This is a genomic window from Polaromonas sp. P3_B1 (assembly GCF_056402935.1).
Genome location: NZ_JBFUGK010000039.1, coordinates 24,561 through 46,690, shown reverse-complemented (window position 1 = coordinate 46,690; position 22,130 = coordinate 24,561). Strand labels below are relative to the sequence as shown.

Annotated in this window: 20 protein-coding genes and 1 pseudogene; 10 read left to right on the top strand and 11 right to left on the bottom strand. The window is 64.3% G+C overall.

Annotation, left to right across the window (positions count from 1 at the left end; genetic code table 11):
* Nucleotides 1-25: 25 nt before the first annotated feature.
* Complete coding sequence (locus AC1DXS_RS20030) at nucleotides 26-1,435, bottom strand: M20 family metallopeptidase (RefSeq protein WP_477739216.1); 1,410 nt, start codon at nucleotides 1,433-1,435, stop codon at nucleotides 26-28.
* Nucleotides 1,436-1,622: 187 nt separating this feature from the next.
* Here AC1DXS_RS20030 and AC1DXS_RS20025 point away from each other — a divergent pair, with 187 nt between their 5' ends.
* Nucleotides 1,623-2,573: a LysR family transcriptional regulator gene (locus AC1DXS_RS20025; RefSeq protein ID WP_477739215.1), complete on the top strand. Its 951-nt coding sequence runs from the start codon at nucleotides 1,623-1,625 to the stop codon at nucleotides 2,571-2,573.
* Nucleotides 2,574-2,823: 250 nt separating this feature from the next.
* Here AC1DXS_RS20025 and AC1DXS_RS20020 read toward each other — a convergent pair whose 3' ends face one another.
* A complete protein-coding gene (locus AC1DXS_RS20020) occupies nucleotides 2,824-4,479 on the bottom strand; it encodes an alkaline phosphatase family protein (protein ID WP_477739214.1) in 1,656 nt (551 codons plus the stop codon).
* A gap of 233 nt (nucleotides 4,480-4,712) precedes the next feature.
* Here AC1DXS_RS20020 and AC1DXS_RS20015 point away from each other — a divergent pair, with 233 nt between their 5' ends.
* On the top strand, nucleotides 4,713-5,732 hold the full coding sequence (locus AC1DXS_RS20015) for a BLUF domain-containing protein (protein WP_477739213.1): 1,020 nt from the start codon (nucleotides 4,713-4,715) through the stop codon (nucleotides 5,730-5,732).
* 50 nt (nucleotides 5,733-5,782) lie between these two features.
* Nucleotides 5,783-6,427: an endonuclease III gene (gene nth, locus AC1DXS_RS20010; RefSeq protein ID WP_477739212.1), complete on the top strand. Its 645-nt coding sequence runs from the start codon at nucleotides 5,783-5,785 to the stop codon at nucleotides 6,425-6,427.
* 121 nt (nucleotides 6,428-6,548) lie between these two features.
* Here the strand turns inward: nth and AC1DXS_RS20005 are convergent, their stop codons facing one another.
* From AC1DXS_RS20005 to AC1DXS_RS19995, 3 genes are all read right to left on the bottom strand, one after another.
* A complete protein-coding gene (locus AC1DXS_RS20005) occupies nucleotides 6,549-7,670 on the bottom strand; it encodes an ABC transporter substrate-binding protein (RefSeq protein ID WP_477739211.1) in 1,122 nt (373 codons plus the stop codon).
* Nucleotides 7,671-7,766: 96 nt separating this feature from the next.
* Entirely contained in the window at nucleotides 7,767-8,744 is a 978-nt protein-coding gene (locus AC1DXS_RS20000; protein WP_477739210.1) for a Bug family tripartite tricarboxylate transporter substrate binding protein, read from the bottom strand.
* A gap of 78 nt (nucleotides 8,745-8,822) precedes the next feature.
* The gene (locus AC1DXS_RS19995; RefSeq protein ID WP_477739209.1) at nucleotides 8,823-10,043 is read right to left on the bottom strand and encodes a pyridoxal-phosphate-dependent aminotransferase family protein; all 1,221 of its coding nucleotides are present in this window, start codon (nucleotides 10,041-10,043) and stop codon (nucleotides 8,823-8,825) included.
* A 125-nt stretch (nucleotides 10,044-10,168) separates the two neighbouring features.
* Here AC1DXS_RS19995 and AC1DXS_RS19990 point away from each other — a divergent pair, with 125 nt between their 5' ends.
* From AC1DXS_RS19990 to AC1DXS_RS19975, 4 genes and pseudogenes are all read left to right on the top strand, one after another.
* Nucleotides 10,169-10,867, top strand: a complete 699-nt coding sequence (locus AC1DXS_RS19990; RefSeq protein ID WP_477739208.1) for a GntR family transcriptional regulator — start codon at nucleotides 10,169-10,171, stop codon at nucleotides 10,865-10,867.
* A gap of 46 nt (nucleotides 10,868-10,913) precedes the next feature.
* Nucleotides 10,914-14,030: an FAD-binding and (Fe-S)-binding domain-containing protein gene (locus AC1DXS_RS19985; RefSeq protein ID WP_477739207.1), complete on the top strand. Its 3,117-nt coding sequence runs from the start codon at nucleotides 10,914-10,916 to the stop codon at nucleotides 14,028-14,030.
* Between the two features lie 102 nt (nucleotides 14,031-14,132).
* Nucleotides 14,133-15,119 carry a DUF2167 domain-containing protein gene (locus tag AC1DXS_RS19980; RefSeq protein ID WP_477739206.1) on the top strand — a complete coding sequence of 329 codons (987 nt, stop codon included), beginning with the start codon at nucleotides 14,133-14,135 and terminating at the stop codon, nucleotides 15,117-15,119.
* A 13-nt stretch (nucleotides 15,120-15,132) separates the two neighbouring features.
* A pseudogene (locus tag AC1DXS_RS19975) lies at nucleotides 15,133-15,859 on the top strand (site-2 protease family protein).
* A gap of 19 nt (nucleotides 15,860-15,878) precedes the next feature.
* Here the strand turns inward: AC1DXS_RS19975 and AC1DXS_RS19970 are convergent.
* A complete protein-coding gene (locus tag AC1DXS_RS19970) occupies nucleotides 15,879-16,133 on the bottom strand; it encodes a hypothetical protein (RefSeq protein WP_477739205.1) in 255 nt (84 codons plus the stop codon).
* Nucleotides 16,134-16,236: 103 nt separating this feature from the next.
* On the opposite strand from AC1DXS_RS19970, the gene AC1DXS_RS19965 reads away from it, so the two are divergent.
* Entirely contained in the window at nucleotides 16,237-16,833 is a 597-nt protein-coding gene (locus AC1DXS_RS19965) for a 3'-5' exonuclease (protein ID WP_477739204.1), read from the top strand.
* Nucleotides 16,834-16,902: 69 nt separating this feature from the next.
* Here the strand turns inward: AC1DXS_RS19965 and AC1DXS_RS19960 are convergent, their stop codons facing one another.
* Complete coding sequence (locus tag AC1DXS_RS19960) at nucleotides 16,903-18,207, bottom strand: c-type cytochrome (protein ID WP_477739203.1); 1,305 nt, start codon at nucleotides 18,205-18,207, stop codon at nucleotides 16,903-16,905.
* Nucleotides 18,208-18,339: 132 nt separating this feature from the next.
* Here AC1DXS_RS19960 and AC1DXS_RS19955 point away from each other — a divergent pair, with 132 nt between their 5' ends.
* Entirely contained in the window at nucleotides 18,340-18,573 is a 234-nt protein-coding gene (locus tag AC1DXS_RS19955) for a hypothetical protein (protein WP_477739202.1), read from the top strand.
* Nucleotides 18,574-18,627: 54 nt separating this feature from the next.
* Here the strand turns inward: AC1DXS_RS19955 and AC1DXS_RS19950 are convergent, their stop codons facing one another.
* From AC1DXS_RS19950 to AC1DXS_RS19935, 4 genes are all read right to left on the bottom strand, one after another.
* Entirely contained in the window at nucleotides 18,628-19,902 is a 1,275-nt protein-coding gene (locus AC1DXS_RS19950) for an aKG-HExxH-type peptide beta-hydroxylase (RefSeq protein ID WP_477739201.1), read from the bottom strand.
* The gene (locus tag AC1DXS_RS19945; RefSeq protein ID WP_477739200.1) at nucleotides 19,853-21,049 is read right to left on the bottom strand and encodes a radical SAM protein; all 1,197 of its coding nucleotides are present in this window, start codon (nucleotides 21,047-21,049) and stop codon (nucleotides 19,853-19,855) included. Before AC1DXS_RS19945 ends, AC1DXS_RS19950 begins: the two co-directional genes overlap by 50 nt.
* Nucleotides 21,050-21,130: 81 nt before the next feature.
* The gene (locus AC1DXS_RS19940; RefSeq protein ID WP_007871063.1) at nucleotides 21,131-21,325 is read right to left on the bottom strand and encodes a hypothetical protein; all 195 of its coding nucleotides are present in this window, start codon (nucleotides 21,323-21,325) and stop codon (nucleotides 21,131-21,133) included.
* Nucleotides 21,326-21,458: 133 nt separating this feature from the next.
* Complete coding sequence (locus AC1DXS_RS19935) at nucleotides 21,459-21,767, bottom strand: hypothetical protein (protein ID WP_477739199.1); 309 nt, start codon at nucleotides 21,765-21,767, stop codon at nucleotides 21,459-21,461.
* Nucleotides 21,768-21,828: 61 nt separating this feature from the next.
* Between AC1DXS_RS19935 and AC1DXS_RS19930 the strand changes: the two genes are divergently transcribed.
* Nucleotides 21,829-22,125 (top strand): hypothetical protein, encoded by a 297-nt coding sequence (locus AC1DXS_RS19930; RefSeq protein WP_477739198.1) that lies wholly within the window; start codon nucleotides 21,829-21,831, stop codon nucleotides 22,123-22,125.
* Nucleotides 22,126-22,130 lie beyond the last annotated feature (5 nt).

Here is a 22,130-nt window from a genome sequence, read left to right as displayed (position 1 = left end):
AGGGTTTGAGGCAACACAATAAAACTCAGGCAGCCGCGCGCGCGGCGTGCCAGGGCAGCCCGGCGGACGCGCCCAGGTCCCAGTACAGGCCGGCCATGATGCGCAGGCCTTCGCGCGCCACGGGCGCGAGCAGGTGCTCGTCGGGCGCATGCTGCGCGCAGGCCGGGTAGGAATGCGGCACCCACAGCGTGGGCAGGCCCAGCAGGTCGGCGAACACATCATTGGGCAGGGAGCCGGCGAGGTTGGGCAAGGTGACCACATCCTTGCCGCTGCTCAGCCCGATGGAGCGCTGCGCCCAGCCCACCCACGGGTGGTCGAGGTCCAGGCGCGTGGCCGCACCGGTGAGGGTGATCTCGACTTCGACCCGATGGAAGCCATAGCGGTCCAGGTGCTTGCGCAGGATGTCCGCGAGGTCCTTGTAAGGCGTGCCGACCACAAAGCGCAGCTGGCAATGGGCCACGGCCTCGCCGGGGATGGCATTGACGGGGCGCTGCGGCGAGCCGGCGCCCAGCGCCAGCACCTCGATGGTGTTCCAGCCGATCAGGCGTTCGGCAGTGCTGAGGCCGGGCTCGCCCCAGCGGGCTTCGAGAATGGGGTCATCCTCGCCGCCGCCGATGTCCACAGTGGCCAACGCGCGGCGCACGGACGAGGACAGCAAGGGGGGCTTGAGGGCCGACACCTGGATGCGGCCGCGCGCATCGACCAGCGAGGCCACCGCACTGGCCAGCACGGTGGCCGGGTTCAGCAGCGCGCCGCCCCAGTTGCCCGAGTGATAGGCCCTGTCGCGCGCGCGCAGCCGCAGGCTGAAGTTGACTGCGCCGCGCGAACCCAGGAACAGCGTGGGCTTGGCGGCGTGCACGCGCGGGCCGTCGCAGGCGATCAGCAGATCGGCGCCGAGCTGGGCGCGCTGGCTTTCGCAAAAGGCATGCAGGCCGGGCGAGCCGGCTTCTTCGCCCATCTCGAGCAGCAGCGTGACGTTGTAGCCAAGGCGCCCTTCCCTCGCCTTGATCACGGCGGCCAGCGCGCCGAGGTTGACGGTGTGCTGGCCCTTGTTGTCGGCGGTGCCGCGGCCGTACCAGCGCTCGCCTTCGCGCAGCAGCTCCCAGGGCTGCAGCCCTTCGCGCCATCGGCCTTCCTGGCCGCTGACCACATCGCCGTGGCCGTAAGTGAGTACGGTCGGCAGGGCCGTGTCTTCCACGCGGCGCGCGACCAGGAAAGGGCCGGCTCCCTCGACAGGATTAGGCAGGATGCTGCAGGAAAAGCCGAGTGCGCGCAGCGAGTCGCTCATCTCGCCGCGCAGGTAGTCGTCAAGCGCGGGGTTGGGTTTGCCGGAGTCGCTTTCGGTGCGCAGCGCGACGCGTCTTTGCAGCGCATCGAAAAAATGGCCGTCGTCAAACCAGGCGGTGGCGGCGTCAAGGCAGTCGGATCTCTGCATGTTTCATCGTTTCATTGGTGCCGCGGGAAGCAAGGGGCAAACTCAAAAGTCTCAAAAGTCAAAAGCGCGACATGAAACCAAATGTAAGAAGAATCGGCCTTTACTACAATGAGAGATATCGCAACAAAGGTTTGCCTTTTTGGCAAACCACGTGTTCACTCGCCCTGCTTTCCCTGACCGCCTTCGTATGAAAACCTCTTTTTTCAGCACGCAGATCCGCTACTTCCTCGAGGTGGCCCGCACCGGATCGGTCAGCCAGGCCGCGGGGCAGCTGCATGTGGCCGCCTCGGCCGTGAGCCGCCAGGTCGGCAAGCTTGAAGACCAGCTGGGTTGCGCCCTGTTCGAGCGAAGGGCGCGCGGCATGGTGCCCACGGATGCGGGCGAGCGCCTGATGGCCTATGTGCGCACGGGCAGCGAGGACGCCGAACGCGTGATGGAACAGGTGCGCGGCCTGGCGGGCTTTGGCGCACGACGCGTGCGCGTGGCTTGCACCGAAGGCTTCGCGACGGGCTTCATGCCGGAGGTGATCACGGGCTTCAGGCGCAGTCATCCCGAGGCCCTGATTGAACTGAGCGTGGCCTCGCCCGAAAACGTCAGCCGCCTGCTGCTGCAAGGCGAGACCGACGTGGCGCTCAAGTACACGGTAGCGCCGGAAAAAGGCATGACGGTGCGGCATGCGGCCACGGCACCCATCTACGCGATGATGCTGCCCACGCATCCGCTGGCACGGGCCCGCGTGTTAACGGTGGCCGCCGTGGTGAAGTACCCACTGGGTATGAGCGCCAAAGGCATGACGGGGCGCCAGCTCTTCGACATGGCCGTGAGCGTGCAGGGCCTGCAATACCAGGCTTCGGTGGTCAGCAATTTCTCATCGGCTTTGCTGCCCAGCGTGCGCGGCGATGACATCATGCTGTCGGGCTACCTGACGGCCGCGCACCTGGTGCGCCAGGGCCGGCTGGTCGCCGTGCCTTTTGCCGAGCCGCAGCTGAGCCAGCGCGTGCTGCAGGTCCTGTCGCTGCAGGGGCAGACGCCGGCGCCGCTGGTACAGGACTTCACGACGCAATTGATTGCCGCGATACGCCAGTCGGGCGACGGCATGGTGCCGGCGCGCAGGCGCAGCACGAAAAAAAGCGGCTAGCGCCCTGCCCCCTGATTCCTCCCTCCCCCGCTGGGGGAGGGCTGGGGCTGAGTGCTGCGGCTCCAGGTGCGCCTGCGCGCATCTGGACAGCGCGAAGAAGCCCAGGCTCCGACTGGGCGGCGGTCTGCAAGACGGGGCCAGCGGCCTTCAACCATACTCCGGCGAAATTTCAAACGCCGCAAGCCCCCATCCCTGCCTTCCCCCAGCGGGGGAAGGAGTAACTCGCATACAGTCAGCGCCGCATCTTTTTTTACAGGCCCGGCAGAGGCAGCAGCTTGCCTTCAGCCGATGATGGCGGCGCCACGCGCAGCACGTGCGACAAGGTGGGCGCGATGTCCACCACCTCCACACGTGCATCAATGCGGCCGGGTTTGATCCAGGCGGGGCCGTACAGGAGGATGGGGACTTGCGTGTCGTAGGGATGCGGCGAGCCGTGCGTGGCAACCGTGTTGCCGAACATCCAGCCGGGCTTGAGCGAGTACTGCACGTCACCCGAAACATCCGCGTGCCAGGACTTGCGGATCTGATCGAAGAAAGGCGCGCCGGCGCGGCTGCCGCTTTGCAGTTCGCGCCGGGTGTAGGCCGCGACAAAGCCGGGCTCGGCCATCAGCAGCGCGCGGGCTTCTTCGGCCAGGGCGTCGGCATTGGCCTGCTTTTGCGCGATGAGCTGTTTGTCGAACAGCACGCTGGAGCCTGAAAAGCCGGCGGCCCACTTGCCCGGGCCGAAGCGTTTTTCAAGACCCGCATTGATGCGGCCCAGCACCTGGCTGCTGTTGACGCGGCCGGACTCACGGCCCTGGCTGGCGTTGTACTCCGGCGCGGGCATGAAGCCGTGATCGGCGGTGAGCACGGCGATGTAGTTGTCCTTGCCGACGCGCGCATCCAGGTCGCGGAAGAAAGCCTGCAGCAGGCGGTCCAGCTGCAGCAGGTGGTCATGCGAGAGGCGCGACTCGGCGCTGAAGGCATGGTTCACATAGTCATGCCCCGAGAGGCTCACGGAAAGAATGTCGGGAACGTCGTCCTGGCCCAGCTGCTCACCGGCAATCGCCGCACGCGCGAAGTCCAGCGACATCGCATCGACAAAGGGGCCGCGCAACAGCGAGGTGTAAAAGCGCGGGCCGGGTGCGCTGTCGTCCTCGGCGCCGAACATGGCCGGCAGGCCGCCGCCGGCAGGGCCGTACCAGGCTTGCTGGTCGGGCAGCGAACGGGCATACGCCGCTTCGGGCAGCACGGCCTTCCATTCGGTTTTGAAGTAGCGGTCGGCAGGCCTGGCGGCGTTGAAGCTGTCGACCCAGGCCGGGTGCGCGGACATGTAGTGCGTGCTGGAGGCGAACTGGCCGGTGGCGCCCATGTACATATAGGCGACGCCGGTTTTGCCTGCGGGAAGGATGGCGCCGCGGTCCTTGCCCGAAATGCCTATGACCTTTGAGCGGCTGTCGACGCGCCGCAGCACGTCGCCCACGGTTTCGGCCTTGAGGTTTTTCGGGCTGGTGCCGTCAAGCGCGTTGGTGGCATGGCCGATGTAGGTGGCCGAGGTGTCGCCGGTGCAGTACACGGGCTCGGCGGTAACGGGGTCGCGCCAGTCGTTGCCGATGATGCCGGTGCGGTGCGGGTAGGCGCCGGTGAGCATGGTGGCATGGCCGGCCGCGGTGACGGTGAAGGCATGGCCGTAGTGCGCGTTGGCGAACCAGGCGCCGCGATCCAGGAAACGCGCGAAGCCGTCGGGCGCGAGCTGGTCGCGGTAGTCCACCACCTGGCGCTGCGGCAGGCCGTCGACGACCAGGAAGACCACAAGCTTGGGACGCGGCGCGGCGCCTGCCGTGGTGCCGGGTGCGGCAGTGCAGCCGGCCAGCAGCGCGGCGGTGAAGGAGGCCGCCAGCAGTCGTAAAAGTGTGTGTGCTTTCATGGCTGCGATGCTAAAGCAGATCAGGCCGGGTCGCCTCCGTATTGACCCGCGCCTGGCGCATCACGACTGGCTTGCTGCGCTGTCGTCGGCCGCGCGCATCATGCACGCCTTGCCGCCGCCGAGTTGCAAGAAAATGTTGCAGCTTTTTTGAATCGGTTTTTTTGCCACTATTCACGGGTAACTTTTAAGCTCGGCAATTGACGGGGTTTTTGGTTCTGCGGCACGATGTCTCCATGGTGAACAGCATCGCGCCTTACGCGGCGCCCCCGGGACACATTGAAGTTGAGCGCGTGGTGACGGCCAGCATCTGCCACATGAAGGAAGGCATCTACGCGCAGATGGAAGACATTCGCGCGCACTCCCTGCCGCGCAACGCCGAAGGCGGCATCCATGCCATCCTGCACTACCAGAGCGGCTGGTTCGTCCATTGGGCGGAAGGCCCGTCTGCAGAAATACGCGCCCTGCTGCTGCGCATGGCCGGCGACCCGCGCCACCACTCGCCCCATACGCTGCACAGCAGCCGCGGCCGGCGCATACTGCCCACGCCCTGGTCCATGGTGATGTCGCAAGCCACCGAGTCGGCCGTGCAGTTCGGCCGCCGCGTGATGGCGCTGCGGGAGCAATTTGAAAAAGGCGTGCAGTACGCGCCCTCCTCCGTGCTGCGGCGCCTGTCGGCGCCCATGCAATTGCCTCAAGCGCAAGGCCTGGCCGACCCCGAGGCTTTTCACCGCGTCGGCATTTGCGCGGCGGGCGGCAACGATGCCTTCTCAGTGGTCGGCTGGCTCGCGCAACAGCGCGGCGTGGCTGTGGCGAAACGGCGCTTCGCAGGCGAGCAGGACATGGACGGCAGCAGCGAGTACGTGGAGTTCATGGAGGGCGGCCATCCCTGCCGCATGATCGCCGTGGCGCGCAACGGCCTGACCCACGGCCTGCGCCGCGCCTTCCTGCCCGACTGGCCGTATTTTGTGATGCTGTTTTCAGGTGCGTCCAAATTCGATGATGCGCTGATGGGCCGCATGGCCGCTGCCTGCGAAGGCCTGCCGGCCACGCCGACCCTGCTGGGCATCGCACCCCATTCCGAAGCACACCAGCGCATGCAGGCCATGGCCGCTCAGGCACACCTGACTTATGTCACGGCCGGCACCGCCAGGCCTGACGAGTACCCCACCATCTGGCGGGCCGTGCAGGATCAGCTTCAGCGCGCCGGCGAGCCGCCGAGCTCGGTGTGGGACGTGCCGCGCATGGTGGCTTGAAACCCGCGGCAGACCCGCCCAGGCGGCCGTGCGCCTTTACACTGCGGGGCATGAAAAAAGAAGCCATCGCCCCTTTCTTCGCCACGCTCAAGGCGGCCAACCCCATGCCGGTGACCGAGCTTGAATACACCAGCGTGTTCGAGCTGCTGGCGTCCGTGCTGCTGAGCGCGCAGGCGACCGACGTGGGCGTGAACAAGGCCACACGCAAGCTCTACCCGGTGGCCAACACACCGCAGGCCATCCTCGACCTGGGACTGGAAGGGCTGGAGTCCTATATCCGCACCATAGGGCTGTACCGCACCAAGGCCAAAAACCTGCTGGCGACCTGCGAAATCCTGGTGAAGCAGCACGGCGGCCAGGTGCCGCGCACACGGGAAGCGCTGGAAGCCCTGCCCGGCGTGGGCCGCAAGACGGCCAATGTGGTGCTGAACTCGGCCTTCGGTGAAGCGGTGATGGCGGTGGACACACACATCTTTCGCGTGAGCAACCGCACCGGCCTGGCCCCCGGCAAAAACCCGCTGGAAGTCGAGATGAACCTGCTCAAGCGCGTGCCCGCCGAGTACCTGGTGGACGCGCACCACTGGCTGATCCTGCACGGGCGCTATGTGTGCATTGCGCGCAAGCCGCTGTGCTGGCAGTGCGCGGTGGCACCCTGGTGCGATTTTGAGCCCAAGACGCCGCCGCCTGCGGCTTGACGCTTCATTGAGAGCCGTGCACAAAACCCAGCGAAGCGGTCCTGGCTAGGCGCGTCGCCGCAGACAGTGCACCAGCACGGCAAGGCGGCGCAACAACGCCAGGAGGGTTTTGTGTGCGGCTCTATCGGGCAAAGGTGCCGTCCGCGCGAATCATCGTCAAGTTGACGAAACGCGAACCGAGATTGCTCTGCTTGCTGTAGGTCAGCGCAAAGCCGCCCAGGTCTTCATTGGTAAAGGTTTCCAGCGTGCTGATGAGTTTGGCGCGCGTGATGGGTGCCGGGGTTTTCTGCAGCGCGCGCACCACCAGCTTGGCGTTGAGGAAACCTTCCATGCTGTTGTAGCTGAACTTCTTGTCGGCGGTTCCCAGTATCACGGTCTGGTATTCCTTCACGACGGCGTTGCCGAGTTCGGTGAAGGGGTAAGGCACGACCTGCGAGACGATGGTGCCGGCGGCCGGCTCTTTCAGTTCGGCGTGCAGGCCCGATGACACGCTGAGCACCATGAACTGCGCGCTCGCACCCTTGGCCTTGTAGGCCTTGATGAAGGCGGCGTTGGGCTTGGCCTGGGCGATCAGCATGACGGCCTGCGGCTGGGCGGCGGCGATCACGTCGACCGCCTTGGCCACGTCCACCGTGCCGCGCGGCACCGGGGCCACGGCTGCGGGCGCCGAGCCTCGCTTTTGCATGGCGGCAATGAGCGCGTCCAGGCCTTCCTTGCCGAAGGCGTCGTCCTGGTAGGCGACGGCGATCTTGTTGATGCCTATGGTCCAGGCGTGGTTGACGGCCGCCTCGATCTCGTCGGTGGTGCTGGCACGCACATGGAACACATTGGGCACATAAGGGTCGCGCAGGGATTTGGCGCCGCTGGTGTTGCCGATCTGGGCGATGCCTGCCGCCTGCACGATGGGCACGATCTTCAGCATATTGGCGGTGCCGCGAAAACCGACCAGGGCCACGGCGTTCTGCTCGATCAGGGCCTTGGTGTTGTCGGCGGTCTTGTCGGGGTTGAAGCCGTCGTCCAGGCTCACGAGCTTGATCTTTTCGCCGCGTATGCCGCCCTTTTTGTTGATGTCGTCAAAGTAAGCGTTCATGCCGCGTACATAGTCGGTGGTGAGCGCGGCGCTGGTGCCCGAAAGGTCGCCCGAGTGGCCCAGGATGATGTCGGCCGAAGCGCCCATGCTGACGGCGCACAGAAAAAAACCGGCCAGCACACGGCCGGCCTTTGAAAAATTCACAACTGTCATGAAACGATCCCTAGCTCTTGCTGATAAAAAACTTGTTTGTTGTTGTCAAATAAAAAACCGGCACCAGGCCGGTCTCACCCAGGCGCGCAGTGGATGTCAGGCGTCAACCTTGACCTTGGCCTGCTCGGCCACCTGCGCCCATTTCTTTTGCTCGGCCTTGATGAAGGTGGCAAATTTTTCGGTGCTGMCGCCGCCGTCTTCGGCGCCGTACTGCTCCATTTTTTCCTGCACGTCGTGCATGGCCAGCACTTTGTTGACGTCTTCGTTCATGCGCTGCACCATGGCGGGCGGCATTTTTGAAGGGCCCATGAGGCCGTACCACACGGTGGCCTCGAAGCCGGGAAAGCCCGACTCGGCCATGGTGGGCACATTGGGATGGCCCTTGGCGCGCTTGAGGCGCGTCTGCGCCAGCGCAATGGCCTTGCCGCTTTTGACGTGCGGTGTGGCCGAGGTCATGGTCTCAAAGCAGTAGTTCACCTGCCCGCCTATCAAATCGACCAGCGCCGGGCCCGAGCCGCGGTAAGGAATGTGCAGCGCAAAAATTTTCGCCTGCAGCTTGAACATCTCGAGTGCAAAGTGCTGGGCCGAACCGCCCCCGGCCGAGGCGAAGCTGATCTGGCCCGGCTTGGCCTTGCACAGCGCGACCAGGTCCTTGACGGTCTTGGCGGGCTGGTCGGCATTGCAGATCAGCATGTTGGGCGTGACGCCGACCATGCTGATGGGAACAAAATCCTTGTCGGCGTTGTAGCCCAGCTTGAGGCCCAGCGCCGGCGCCAGCGCGTGGCTGTTGATGTGGGCCATGAGCAGCGTGTTGCCGTCGCCGGCCTGCTTGGACACATAGTCGGCCGCGATGACGCCGGCGGCGCCGCCCTTGTTCTCGATCACCACCGAGGTGTTCCACATGGTGGAGAGCTTTTGCCCGACCACGCGCGCCAGCGCATCGGTGCCGCCGCCCGGCGGGAAACCCACGATGATGCGGACCGGGCCGGACGGCAGGGTCTGCGCCTTGAGCATGGGTGATGCCACCAGGGCGGCCGTGGCCGCCGTCGCGCTGATAAAGGTTCTGCGTTGCATGGTTTCCCTCTGGTTCAGTAGTAGAACGAAGCTAAGTGACAGTTTGAAGGCGAGAACTTTGAATAGCGGTGGCGGCTCTCAGGCCGCCTTGCGCTGCGGCACAACGGCCGCGTGGCTCGAGAAATGGTCCATGGCGGCCTGCACGCCCGAACCGGCGAGCTTGACGCCTGCAAGTTTCAAGCCCATCTCGCAGCCGGCCAGCGCGGCCATCAGCGTGAGGTCGTTGCAGTCGCCCAGGTGGCCGATGCGGAACATGCGGCCCTTGACCTTGCCCAGTCCGGTGCCCAGCGAGCAGTCGAAGCGCTCGTAAATGATTTTGCGCACCGCGTCGGCGTCGACGCCTTCAGGTGTCATCACACCGGTGAGCACGGGCGAATACACGGCCGGGTCGGCGCACTGGATCTGCAGGCCCCAGGCATTGACCGCCGCGCGCACGCCCACGGCCCAGCGCTGGTGGCGCGCGAACACCGCTTCGAGGCCGTGCTCGAGCAACATGTCGCAGGCTTCGCTGAGGGCGTACAGCAGGTTGGTGTTGGGGGTGGACGGCCAGTAGCCGGTCTTGTTCATCTCGATGATTTCATCCCAGGCCCAGAAGGCCTTGGGCAGCGTGGCCTTTTTGCTGGCTTCGATGGCCTTGGCGGAAACCGCGTTGAAGCTGATGCCGGGCGGCAGCATCAGGCCTTTTTGCGAGCCGCTGATGCTGACGTCCACGCCCCACTCGTCGTGGCGGTAATCGGCCGAGGCCAGGCCGGAGATGGTGTCGACCAACAAGAGTGCCGGGTGTTTTGCCGCATCAATGGCCTTGCGCACGGCAGCGATGTTGCTGGTAACACCGGTGGAGGTTTCGTTGTGCACCACACAGACGGCCTTGATGCTGTGCTGGGTGTCGGCTTTCAGGCGCTCTTCAATCAACGCGGCCTGCACGCCGTGGCGCCAGATGTCGGCGCCGGGATAGCTGATGACTTCAGTCTTCAGGCCCAGGCGGGTGGCGAGCTTTTGCCACAATGCGGCGAAGTGGCCGGTTTCGTACATCAGCACGTGGTCGCCGGGGTTCAGGGTGTTGGACAGGGCCGCTTCCCAGGCGCCGGTGCCCGAAGCCGGATAAATGATGACGGGCTGTTTGGTCTGGAAGATTTTGCGGATGTCGGCCAGGACCTTCAGGCCCAGCGCCGCGAACTCAGGACCGCGGTGGTCGATGGTGGGCAGGCTCATGGCCCGCAGGATGCGGTCAGGCACCGGCGAAGGGCCGGGGATCTGCAAAAAATGGCGCCCCGTGGGGTGGAAGTCCAGCGTCAACATGGCGGTCTGCTCCTGAAGTAAGTCGCTATTTTTTGCATACAAAATTCATTTGTCAATACATCAAAGGACTACGTTCCTTGTAAACCAGATTTGACACAGGGAAATTTTGCATACAAAATTTGCGAATGGCTGCTGAAATCATCCCCATCCCGCGTGCGGCGCTGCATGAACAGGTAGCGCACCGGCTGCGCCAGATGCTGGTGGAAAACCGCATCCAGCCCGGCGCCAAACTCAATGAGCGCGAACTCAGTGAGGTGCTCAACGTCTCGCGCACACCGCTGCGCGAGGCCATCAAGATGCTGGCAGCCGAAGGTTTGGTGGAACTGCTGCCGAACCGCGGCGCGATCGCGGTGGAGCTGACCGAAGCCGACGTACTCAACACCTTCGAGGTGATGGCCGGTCTGGAAGCGCAGTCGGGCGAACTGGCGGCCGAGCGCATCACCGAAGCCGAGCTGGCGGAGATCAAGGCCATGCATTTCGAGATGCTGGCCGCCTACACGCGCCGCGACCTGCCCAATTACTACCGGCTCAATGCCGCCATCCACAACGCCATCAACGCGGCGGCCAAAAACCCGGTGCTGGCCAGCACCTATGCGCAGGTCAACGCGCGGCTGCAGGCGCTGCGCTTTCGCTCCAACCAGGATGAAGAGAAGTGGAAAGCCGCCGTGAAAGAGCACGAACTGATGATTGAAGCCCTGACGGCGCGAGACGCGCCCGCCATGCGGCGCGTGCTGCTGGCCCACCTGGCCAACAAGCGCGAGGTGGTGGTGCAGCAGCTGCGAGCCATCAATGCCACCAGCAACAAGAGCAGCGCCAAGGCCTGAGCCCGGCCTCCATAACAGTCCTCCACTAAAAAGGCGAAACGCCGCGATGAACGCCCCCCTCCCCCTCAAGGTCAGCCGCGAGGCTGCGGCCCAGGCTTATGACGACGTGGCTCGCGTCAGCAATGAAGTTGCCGGCAAGCTGGCCGCGCGCCTGGCCGCCGAAACCCGGGGCGAGGTGCTGTTCTCGCCGGCGGACCGCGGGCGCTACGCCACCGATGCGTCCATCTACCAGGTAACCCCTGTGGGCGTATTTGTGCCGCGCACGGACGATGACGTGAAAGCCGCGCTGGACATCTGCCGCGACCTGCAGGTGCCCATCGTCCCGCGCGGCGGCGGCACCAGCCAGTGCGGGCAGACGGTGGGCGCCGGTCTGGTCATCGACCACGCCAAGCACCTGCGCAACATCCTGGACGTGGACCTGGGCGAGCGCACGGCCGAGGTGCAGCCCGGCATCGTGCTGGACCACCTGAATGCATCGCTCAAGCAGCACGGCCTCTGGTACCCGGTGGATGTTTCCACCAGTGCGCAGGCCACGCTGGGCGGCATGGCCGGCAACAACTCCTGCGGCAGCCGCAGCATCGCCTACGGCAACATGGTGCACAACGTGCTGGGCGCCAGCGCCTGGCGCTCCGACGGCAGCCTGCTGGAGCTGGGGCGCTACGACACGGCAAGCGGCGCCGCGCGCGAGTTAGGCGACTATGTGAAAGCACTGTCGGACCAGCTGCGGCCTGAGCTTGAGGCGCACTGGCCCAAGGTGCTGCGCCGCGTGGCCGGCTACAACCTGGACATCTTCAACAACCAGAACGAGAAGCCCTATACCCAGGATGGCTCGGTCAACCTGGCCCACCTGCTGGTGGGCAGCGAGGGCACGCTGGCGCTGACAAAATCGCTCACGCTGCGCCTGGCCGAGTTGCCGCGCACCAAGGTGCTGGGCGTGGTGAACTTCCCGACCTTCTACAAAGCCATGGACACGGCCCAGCACATCGTGCAACTGGGCGGCGATGGCACGCTGAGCGCGGTCGAGCTGGTGGACCGCACCATGATCGAGCTCTCACTGCAAAACCCGGCCTTTGCACCCACGGTGCGCACCGCGCTCATCGGCCAGCCCGACGCGATATTGCTGGTGGAATTTTCAGGTAACTCCAAGGCGGAACTGGCGCCCAAGATGCGCCAGCTGGTCGAGCTGATGGGCGACCTGGGACTGCCCGGCTCGGTGGTCGAGATGATGGACGACGCGCCGCAGAAAAACCTGTGGGAAGTGCGCAAGGCGGGCCTGAACATCATGATGAGCCTCAAGGGCGACGGCAAACCGGTCAGCTTTATCGAAGACTGCGCCGTGCCGCTGAAGCACCTGGCCGAATACACCGATGCGCTGACGCAGGTGTTTCGCAAATACGGCAGCAAGGGCACCTGGTATGCCCACGCGTCGGTCGGCACGCTGCACGTGCGGCCCATCCTGGACATGCGGCGCGAGGGCGGCGCCAAGATGCGCGCGATTGCCGAAGAGGCTTCGGCCCTGGTGCGCCACTACAAGGGCGCCTACAGCGGCGAGCACGGCGACGGCCTGTGCCGCGGCGAGTGGATTGAGTGGCAGTTCGGGCCCAAGATCAACGAGGCCTTCGCGCAGATCAAAAATTACCTGGACCCGATCAACCTGCTGAGCCCGAATCGCATCATCAACCCGCCCAGGATGGACGATGTGCGGCTGATGCGCTTTCCGCCCAGCTACAAGGTGATCCCGATCAAGACCGCGCTGGACTGGAGCGCCTGGAATGTGCAGAACGATCCGGTGACCGAGCAGACCAGCGAGCCGGGCACAGGCGGCGACCCGGCCCAGGGCTTTGCCAAGGCCGTGGAGATGTGCAACAACAACGGCCACTGCAGAAAGTTTGATGCCGGCACCATGTGCCCGAGCTACCGCGCCACGCGCGACGAAAAACATTTGACGCGAGGGCGTGCCAACACGCTGCGCCTGGCGCTGAGCGGGCAGCTTGACGGCATCAAGGCCGAAGACGCTTTCACGAGCGAGGCCGTGCAGGAGGCCATGGATTTGTGCGTGGGCTGCAAGGGTTGCAAGCGCGACTGCCCCACCGGCGTGGACATGGCCAAGATGAAGGTGGAGTTTTTGCACCACTACAAGGGGCGGCACGGCTACACGCTGAAAGACCGGCTGGTCGCCCATCTGCCTGATTACGCCCACTGGGCCAGCCGCTTTGCACCGCTGCTCAACCTGCGCGACAAGCTGCCGGGCCTGGCCGCGTTGAGCGAAAAACTGCTGGGCCTTTCGGCGCGCCGCAGCCTGCCGCAGTGGCGCAGCGACACCTTCTGGAAGCAGCTCGAGGCATCGGGCGGAGCCGGTGCGGCTCCGCACGGCCGCATCCACACCGCCACCCGCGAGGAGGTGCTGGCGGCGACGCGGCCTGTGGTGCTTTTCGTCGACACCTTCAATGGGTTCTTCGAATCGGAAAACGCGCTGGCCGCGCTGGCCGTGCTGCAAACCGCCGGGTACACCGTGCATGTAGCCGCCAAGACCACACCCGATGGCAAGAGCCTGTGCTGCGGCCGCACCTACCTGGCCGGCGGCATGGTGGACAAAGCCAAGGACAAGGCGCGCGAAGTGGTCGGCGCCCTGCTGCCCTTCGCAGAACAAGGCATCGCCATCGTCGGCCTGGAGCCTTCCTGCCTGCTGACGCTGCGCGATGAGATGCTGGTGATGGGCCTGGGCGAGGCGGCGCAGGCCATCAGCCGCCATGCGCTGCTGCTGGAGGAGTTCCTCGCGCGCGAGTCGGCCGCCGGCAAGCTCGAGATGCTCAAGGGCCGGCTCAAGCCTGCGGCACAGCCGATTCTGTTGCACGGCCATTGCCACCAGAAGGCCTTCGGCGCGGTGAGCCCCATCCTCGAAGTGCTGAGGCTGATCCCCGGTGCACAGCCGGAACTGATCGAATCGAGCTGCTGCGGCATGGCGGGCAGCTTTGGCTATGAAGCGGGTCACTACGAGGTGTCGATGCAAATGGCCGAGTTGAGCCTGCTGCCTGCGGTGCGCAAACAACCCGGCGCGATTGTGGTGGCCGATGGAACCAGCTGCCGCCACCAGATCAAAGACGGTGCGCAGCGCGAGGCCATCCATGTCGCGGTGCTGCTGGCGCGGCAGCTGCAGGGCTAGCTTCGGTTACGGGCTCGCCCCCGGCACTTTCGGGCCGCCTTCCGGCCTCCTTCGTACAGGCGTGTCAGAATAGCCCGCAAATTATTCCAACAGGAGGGCTTCATGAACCGTTTGTGGATGCGCGTTGCTGCGCTGGCTGTTTTTCTGTCCTGCGCCGCCGCCATGGCGCAGACGATGTCCAAGGAAGAGAGCGAAAAGATCTGGGCCGAAGGCCGCGCCGCCTCCAAGGAAGGGCCGCAGGACATCGCTCTGGCCAATCAGGCCGTGCTCAAGCTGCCGGCCGGCCGCATCTTCGTGCCGCAGCCCCAGGCGGGCAAGCTGCTCAATGCCATGGGCAACCCGGGCACCGACACGCGGCTGCAGGGCCTGGTCTTTCCCGCCACGGGCGACAACTGGTTCATGACGGTGCGCTTTGAAGCTGCCGGTTATGTGAAGGACGACGACGCCAAGGACTGGAACGCCGACGACCTGCTCAAAAGCTACCGCGAAGGCACCGAGGCCACGAACGCCGAGCGCAAGAAAATGGGTTTCCCCGAGCTGGAGATCGTGGGCTGGGCTGAAAAGCCGGCCTATAGCGCCGCCACCCACCGCCTGGTCTGGGCCATGTCCAGCAAGGACCGCGGCGCGCCCGCCGGCGCCGCGCAAGGCGTGAACTACAACACCTACGCCTTGGGCCGCGAGGGCTACTTCAGCATGAACCTGGTCACGGCCCTGGACGACCTGCCGAAGGACAAGCCCGCAGCGGCGGAACTGCTGGCCGCCCTGCAGTACGACGAAGGCAAACGCTACGCGGATTTCAACTCCAAGACGGACAAGGTCGCCGAGTACGGCCTGGCAGCACTGGTACTGGGCGTGGCCGCGAAAAAACTGGGTTTCTTCGCGGTGATCGCGCTGTTCTTCGCCAAGTTCGCCAAGGTGATCGTGCTGGCCCTGGCAGGTTTGGGCACCGTGTTCGTGAAGTATTTCAAGCGCAAGCCTGACCCCGTGCCCGCGCCGATGTCGATACCCAGCCGGGCTGAGCAGGACACCGTGCCCGCCGCGTTCGGCAGCGCCGCGACGGACGTGCCGCCCGCGCCGCCCAAAGCCTGAACAACGCTTCGATATGGCCAAACTCCTGTTGCTGCTCTTCACCGGCGCCAAATTCGGCAAGCTGCTGCTGACGGGCGGCAGCATGCTGGTGTCGGTGTTCGCGTATGCGCTGCTGTTCGGCTGGCGCTATGCGGTGGGTTTTGTGGTGCTGCTGTTCGTGCATGAGATGGGCCACTACATCGCCGCCCGCCAGCGCGGCCTGAATGTGGGCGCACCGACCTTCATCCCATTCGTCGGCGCGTGGGTGGAACTCAAGGACATGCCGCACGACGCGGAAACCGAGGCGTATGTGGGGCTGGGCGGACCGCTGCTGGGCACGATAGGCGCGCTGGCCTGCTACTTTTTTGCGCGCGACCAGGACAGCAACCTGCTGCTCGCGATTGCCTACTCGGGCTTTTTCCTGAACCTCTTCAACCTGATTCCGCTGTCGCCGTTTGACGGCGGGCGCATCACCGCCGTGCTGTCGCCGCGCGTGTGGCTGCTGGGGGTTCCGGTGCTGGTGGCCTTGTTCTTCTGGCGGCCCAGCCCCATGCTGATCCTGATGGCGCTGCTGGCCGCGCCGCAGTTGCTCAAGGCCCATACGCTACAAATCCGACAGCGAAGAAGCCCAGACCTATTACGCGGTCAGCGCGGCCACGCGTTTCGAATATGGGTTTTATTACCTGGCACTGGCGGGCTTCCTGGCCGTGATGACGCACGACGTGCATGAAATGCTGCGCGGCGTGGGCGCCGTCCGTTAGGCCCGGGCGGCGAGGCGCCTCAATCCGGCACGAACCTGGCGTTGAAGGTCGCTTCGTCTTCGGCCAGTTCCAGTGTGACCAGTTGGCCCATGCGCATGTCGGCGAGCCGGCAAGCCCCGAACAGGCTGTATTTGCCCTTGAGCTGGTAGCTTTCCATGTCGATGAGCATGTAGGAGTGCGGCACAAACACCTGGTGCAGGAAAATCGTGCGATGCCGGTTACGCGGCGATGGAAAGAGCTTGTAATGCTCGGTGGTGATGCTTTGTGCGGCCATGGTGAAATCAGGAAGCGGGTTGCCCGGAATGGCGTCCCACCCCGACTGTAAGCTCTAGCCCTGACTATCCTGGTTTTTAAACGCCCTTTTTGCATGGATACCTATGACCGAGCGCCATCCCACCCCCGGTAAAGAAGAAATCGCGCTGCTCGAACCCTTCGAGCGGCTGGGCCTGGACCAGATCGAAGTCGTGTCCACAGCCGACCGGGCAGCCCAGGCACTCACGGACCTGGCCGGCGCCACGGTGCTGGGCTTTGATACCGAATCCAAACCCACCTTTGCCAAGAATGAGGCCTCGGATGGGCCGCACATCGTGCAACTCGCGACCCTTCACAAGGCCTGGATCTTCCAGCTCGAAGACGCCGAATGCCGACGCGCCGTGGGCCTGCTGCTGGGCTCGCCGGCCGTCACCAAGGCCGGCTTCGGCCTGGGCGACGACCAGCGCCGCATCATCCGCAAGCTGGGCGTGGATTTGCAGGGTGTGCTGGACCTCAACGTGGTGTTCCGCGAGCGCGGCTACCGCAAGGACATGGGCGTGCGCGGCGCCGTGGCGGTGATGTTCAACAAGCGCTTTCTCAAGTCCAAAAAAGCGGCGACCTCCAACTGGGCCAACGAAAGGCTCACCGAGGCGCAGATCGTCTACGCGGCCAATGACGCCTATGGGGCACTGCGGGTGTACCAGGCGCTGGGTCTGCCGTGAAAAAACCACTCGGCCATCAGTTTCCAGGCGCACTCCCGTGCATCGGCCCCTTGGAGCGCCCTTTTCCTTTTACTTGCGGCGGGCTTGAACCTCTTCGGGTGTCACGAATTCGACCAACAGGCTGGTGAATTTAAAACGGACGTAGTTGATAACCTCGGCGATTTCTTCGTTGCGCAGCGCAACCCACCTGGGCATGATGCCGTTTTTTGACCCGTTCAGCATGATCCCGATGGCCGCATCGTTTTTGGCGAGCGTAGGCGCATTGCTCAGATCTGGAATGGGCCCGGCACCACGGCCATTGGCCTGATGGCATGCGGCACAGTTCGACTGGTAGGTGCGTTCACCCAGCCCCATTTTCTGGCTGGCATTCATCGCGTAATAGGGAATCTCTGGGGCTCGGGGAGTGGCGACCCTTGGCGGAGCGAGCTTGAACGTGACCGTACCGGGATGCCCGGCGGGCAAAGGCGGCTCCACAAATTTACCCCCTGCGGTGTTGGCCAGATAGGCCACGGCCCTGGCCAGCTCTAGTTCCGTAAAGTCACCACCCGCCTGGGGAGCCATGACACCCTTGCCCTTGACGGTGGACTGAAGCATGGACGGCAAACCCGAACGGATACGCGGCGCCCAGGCGGCGACGTCGCCCTGCTTCGGCGAGCCCGCGATACCGGTGCCATGGCAGGCCACGCATTGCGCGCGATAAACTTCTTCGCCGCTCGCAACCTTGCGCGTGCGCATCTGGGCCGGAGCCTCGGGCACGGCAACGGCGACACCCGCAGGCTGCGGGTTAAGCCTGTCGGCCATCGCCAGCGCGCGTTTCGCGCCCGGATCACTGAACATCCCCTTGGCCACTTTGTCCCGGATGCTTTGGGCCAGCAGTCCCAACATGGTGTTCGTCAAGCCCTTCAGGCTTTCGACAAGCTTCTGCATCGCCGCCTGCTCTTCCGTGGAACCAGCGGACGCGGGCGTGGATGCCTGGGCGGTTGTCCGGGCACCGCGCTCCACGACCAGCACGCTCCAGTTGAGCGCGTCCAGATACTCTTCCTCATAGGCGCGAGGATTGGCGGCAAACGCTTTCTCATAGCGCACCAGCAAGGGCTGTATCAGTTTGGGGACCTCAGGCTCGGCGGCGTTTTTTGCCAGCCCGTCGAGGTACTCATCGACAATGCCTGATGCCCGGGCAGGATCCAGCAGTTTGCGCAGATTCGCGCCATGCTCAGGGTCAGAATACTTGACGGGCGGGCCCGACAGCAGCACCTGCCGGCTTTCAAAGGCCAGCAAGTCGGACGAAAACGCACGGAGGTTTTCACCGGCCCATGCCAGGTTGTACAAGCCCGCTCCCAGAACGCCGACAACCAGCAAGGTCAAACGCAACATCGTGGTCCCTCTTTCCTGTGTTCTTGTCTTCTCGTATGAGTACCCATTATCCAGTCCAGTTGCACATCGCGCCAACGCATAGCATGGCACGCCGACAGCACCGATTACATTAATCCCTTCAAGGAAATTCTCATGAAAAACCCCTATCTCTTGTCTTCGCTTCTGCTAACGGCTGCCGTCCTCTCCGGCTGCGCTGCCGAACTGTTGAGCACCAACGAAAAGATGATCATCGTCAAAGGCCGCCCTTCGCAGTTGCCGGACGCCACCGAGATTGCCGAGACCGAATGCCAGAAGCGCGGCGGCCGGCATGCCCGCCTGATCACCAAGCCGGCTGAAGGCCAGTACGGCTTTGAGTGCGTGCGCTGAGGCGGCGCTCTCCCTGATGCTTTTCCTCTGATACCCATCCAGGGGGTCGGCGGCTCAATAGTCGCGCAGGGTGGATCCAGCCCAGCGTAGAAAGCCCTGGCCGGCCTTGGTGAAGTGCCCGTGCCGGCTCAACAGTTCAAATCCCTCGCGCGCCTGCACACGCAACTCGTCGAGGCGAGTCGCGGCGTCGTGCCGCGTCGTGGCATCAAGGCCGATATCCTGCAGGTAGCGAACCAGCGCCATGACACAGTGCAGGTGCACGTACACACCTTCGAAGATGCCGACAATGGGGCGAGGGTCCGTGCGCCATCCGACCGGAAAACGCGCATCGGTCTGAACGGGTTGCAGCAACGGAACGGCTTCCTCGACATAGCGCAGCTTGACGTGGCTGTGCTCGTGGACCAGGCTTTCGAGGGTACGCAGGGTATTGGACGGATGGATCCATGCCGCCCCCTGCATGGAGGAGATCGTGAACCCTTCCATCTGCCAGCCTGGCGGCGGCAGGCGCGGCACCACCACGCGCATCATGCGGCGCCAGTCCTCGTACTCCTCGGGCCAGGTCGACAACAGTGCTTGCGCAGCCTCCACGATGGGACGGTGGCGGCCCTGCGGGTAGGAGCGTTCGCGCACGTCGGTCTCCTGTTCGCGTACGGCGCTGCCGCGCTCGGGTGTACGTGTCTCGTCAAGTGACACGCGCAGACCCGGCAAGTCATTGCGGACCACGATGTGGGATCTCGGCAGTACCGCCGCCGGAGCAACAAGGAAGGAAGTCAAAGTCTGACCGCCCGCGGACGGACGGCTCAGATGAATCCACGCGCCCTTGCGCCGGCATAACCAGGGACCGTCGCCATGACCAGCCGGCAATTCGACGCAGCTGGTGCAATCCCAGGTCTCGATGCGACCGCCGCGTGACATCAGCACCCTGCTGCCCGGCGGCATCTCGATGAAGCCCGGCACGTAATTTGCGACCGATGCGAGCAAGGGCTCGACCGCCACAGCCGGTGCACCCGCAATTAGCGCGCGCCCTGTCGCGTGCAGCCAGTGGCGACACAGCGGCGACGAACCGATGGCGATGCGCTCATGCGGCAATAGCGCTTCCAGGTCGAGCGCCGCCTGTTGCCAGCGTTCACGGTGCGCGGCCAGCGAAGGCGAAACCCGCACGATGTCGGCCAGGGCCCGAAAGTCGTCCAGGCGGTCAGAAGCGGAGTCACGGACCAGTTCGGCCGTGATCACGGCGTCCGGCATCAAGGCCAGTTCGACAAAATCGGCGCACTGCAATTCAGGCTTGAAAGCCTGCGACGGTGGTATTTTTCGGATCACTGTGGACATGGGCACCTCGCTGTTGAAGGGAAGATTCGATAAGGCCGAGCGCGGCGTCGAAAAAATGCATCTGGTCCGCGCACAGCACGGACTCGCGCTGCGCGATGCCGTCTTTCGCATCGCTACGGCCGGGAAGGAAGCCGCCGCCGCAGATCCGGCGGTGGCGACAGCCGGCGCACTTCGCCGGAAGCTCGTCGCGCAGCTTGAGAAGTCGCGCGAACAAGGGATCCGCAGCCAGCGTGGCAATGCCGTCCGTACTGATGTGAAAGGGTGTGCAGGCCGAGCCGTCTCCGGCCACACGCAGGTAGTCGGGGTATTCGTAGCTGCCGTCGGTATTGACGACGAACATGTTGTAGCTATCGTTCACGAGGGCATCGATATGGCCCTGCCCTCCCAGCGCAACGTGAAGCAGGTTGTTGAAGAGCCGGATGGTGACGCCCGGATCGTCCAGCGCCCACCAGGCACGAAACAATTCGGCATACCAGGTGCCGTAGCGCGGCGCGGCGGCATAGGCCTGTGATGCCCCCAGCGGCCAGGGAGGGTGGCGCCAGTTGAATTCGATGGGCCACAAAACATCAACTTTGGATACCGGCAGGCTGCGCACCCAGGCGAGGAACTCCGCCGGAGGCAACAAAGGATTGGCCACAGCCAGAAAGCCCCCGATCAAACCGCCGTCGCCGTCGGCCAGCATACGCTCGACGTTGGCCATGACACGCGCATAGGTGCCACGGCCGAGTTTGTCCACGCGTGCGGCATCGTTCACCTCGCGTGGACCGTCCAGGCTGACGCCCAGCGACACGCGATGTTCGCGAAAAAGGGCAAGCAGTTGCGGCGCGATCGGCTGCACCAGGTTGGTCTGTATCGCGACGTCGAGATTCCAGCCCCGATCGCGGCGCATGGCGACCTGCGACAGCAGTTCGGCAAAGCTCGCATCGGGCCAGAGCATCGGTTCGCCGCCGTGCAGGACGATGGAAAAAGGCTCTGGCTCGCCCCGCGGGTGGTAGTCGCAAATGCGATCCAGCAGGCACAAGGCCGTGGGCAATGCCATGCGTGCCGGCATGCGCTCGAAAGTGCGGTCCGCCTGGTTGAACATGTAGCAATAGCTGCAGTCGATGTCGCACACCGCAGTCAGTTTGACGATGGCTGAACGAAACATGGGATGGCAACAAGGATGAAGAGACGGAGCCGGGGCGGGGCTCGCAAAAAGAATGCGTGCCCCGCAGCGGCTAGCCGGTGGTTACCACTTCAGGCCGAACACGATGCTGATCGCGGCCGGGTTGAAGCCGGGCCGGCCCGCGAGCTGGGCGATGGCGGTTTCCAGGATGCGGCCTTCGACAACCTTCTGGTTGAGCGAGTTCACGTCCCCTTTGAAATTGGACGTCAGGTTACGCGACAAGGTGTGGGCTTCCGCGTTATTCGAGGTGGTAGGCATAGGTTTTTTCCTTGCAGGTTAGTTGGTTGAAAACTTCCACTTCAAGCGACGGTTCGGATGCCAGCGAAACGACTGGACGAAACAAGCCTTGTTTCAGGACGTACGCGAATCACCCTTGCCGTCCCGGCGGATGCTAGCCAGTCTTCGCGGCGAAGAACAGGCCCAAGCAAGCCGGACTCTGGAAATCCAACAAAGATTTACCGCGCACAGACAATCCGCGCAGATCCCTTCGCGAACTCGAATACCTTTCAATCCACACCGGGCAGCCATCGCTGGCTTTGGCCCAAAAAGCGTCAGCGAATTTTTTGAAGAGGGGGAGGACGATGCAAGAAAGCGCAACCGACAAAAGCACCGCCGATCTGCGGCGCGGCATGCCGACTTCGGCCATCGCGGCACCAGGGCTCGATGCCATCCGATACCAGAACAAGGAAGGAAGCTGCATGAGCGAGCGCTTGACGGTTCGCTTGCACAAAATTCTGAGAGCACCGTGGGCCATACCGCCAGTGGACTCTTACCGCGTCATCGGAACCGTGCACCGCGGGATGGAGTTCGGCTTCCTGGCCATCGCGCGCGACGGTGGCTATCTGCAAGTCAATGGTTCCGTGGTCCAGCGACTGAATCGCGGCGATGTCGATGCCGCCATCAACAGCGCTGAGCACCTGTTTTCCGCGAGGCCTGTGCTACCTCCGACTTCCACCCCCGTCTCGACTTCCGCATTGACGATGGCAAGTGCTGCAGGGCCCGTGACGGTGATACGCAAAAAAAGGCGCACACCCGCTGAAATGGGCGTTACGCCTTGACCTGC